The sequence below is a fragment of the Endozoicomonas sp. SESOKO2 genome (assembly GCF_024606245.1).
GTDB lineage: Bacteria > Pseudomonadota > Gammaproteobacteria > Pseudomonadales > Endozoicomonadaceae > Endozoicomonas_A.
The window spans coordinates 1-1161 of record NZ_JAHHPQ010000062.1 but is presented as its reverse complement, the minus strand read 5'-3'; the positions used below and the strand labels follow the sequence as shown (position 1 = coordinate 1161).

At 45.4% G+C, this 1161-nt stretch carries 2 protein-coding genes; one reads left to right on the top strand and one right to left on the bottom strand.

The annotated features are described in order from the left end of the window. Positions 1-74: 74 nt before the first annotated feature. On the bottom strand, positions 75-623 hold the full coding sequence (locus KDK17_RS01545; RefSeq protein ID WP_257255479.1) for a sugar transferase: 549 nt from the start codon (positions 621-623) through the stop codon (positions 75-77). A 204-nt stretch (positions 624-827) separates the two neighbouring features. Between KDK17_RS01545 and KDK17_RS01540 the strand changes: the two genes are divergently transcribed. Then, complete coding sequence (locus tag KDK17_RS01540) at positions 828-1034, top strand: DUF433 domain-containing protein (RefSeq protein ID WP_257255480.1); 207 nt, start codon at positions 828-830, stop codon at positions 1032-1034. Positions 1035-1161 lie beyond the last annotated feature (127 nt).

Genomic DNA, 1161 nt, shown 5'->3' with positions numbered 1-1161 from the left:
CGCCAGGCATTGAATAAAGCAAAACCCCAGTTGAGTGATCGGCTGGGGTTTTTGTAATTTTGCTCCTTTAATACTCATCTCACCCGATCTCCCCGGCCTCTTCCCGTCGCAGTCATTAAAATATATTTAAAATAATCCTGCAGAGTTAAGGAGCGGATCATCTGGCTGTCTGTTCTGGCAAGCAGTTCAGGGGTAGACATATCAATCTGTCTGACTTGCGCAAGACCGGTGACGCCGGGCAGCACATTATACACTCCGAGTTGTTCACGGGCTTCAATCAACTTTTTCTGATTAAAGAGATTAGGTCTTGGGCCTACCAGACTCATATCGCCAACCAGAACATTCCAGAGCTGTGGCAGTTCATCCAGCTTGGTTTTACGTAAGAAGCGACCCAGTGGCGTAATGGATGAGGAAGGGACAAGATGACTGGCAACAGAGATAGTATCCACTTGCATGGTACGGAACTTCACAAGCACAAACGGCTTTTTATAACGGCCAACCCGTTCCTGGCTGAACAGGGGAGAGCCGGTATCGAGAAAACCCATAATATAAATCACCAGAAGTAAAGGCGAGCTGAGAATAAGACCGAGTAAAGCCAGCAGGCAATCGAGGAAACGATACACTTCATTTTTTACCTGGAGAATAGGCCAAAACGGTAGCCCGAATACCCTGTTTGACAGGATAGGGCGATTGCCAGCCTAAAAGGTGGATTGCCTTTGTAGTATCAAGCTGTAAATCATCAATCAGCTTGCCTACGTTTAAATCTGTAGACGATCTAAGCCATTGTCTCGCAATATAATGTTTATTTTCTCATCCAGGAGCGAATCATGAGTAAGGACGATTATTTAGAGCATATTGAAATTGATCAGGCAAAACGTTTTGGAAAACCTACCATTAAGGGGACCAGAATAACGGTCACTGACATACTCGAAATGCTGGCAAGTGGTATGACGCAAGCAGAAATATTGGATGAACACCCTAATCTTCTGGCAGAACAGATAAAGGCTGCGTTGCTTTACGCAGCCACGGAATAATCATGAAAGTCCCTGCCCAGCAAGCACTTCAGCCAGGTAGCATGTGTTCATAACAGCTTTCCTTTGCTTTCCCTTCAGGCCTGCTTTGAAGGTTTTCGTGTTGTTCAGCAGATTGACTGCAATATGT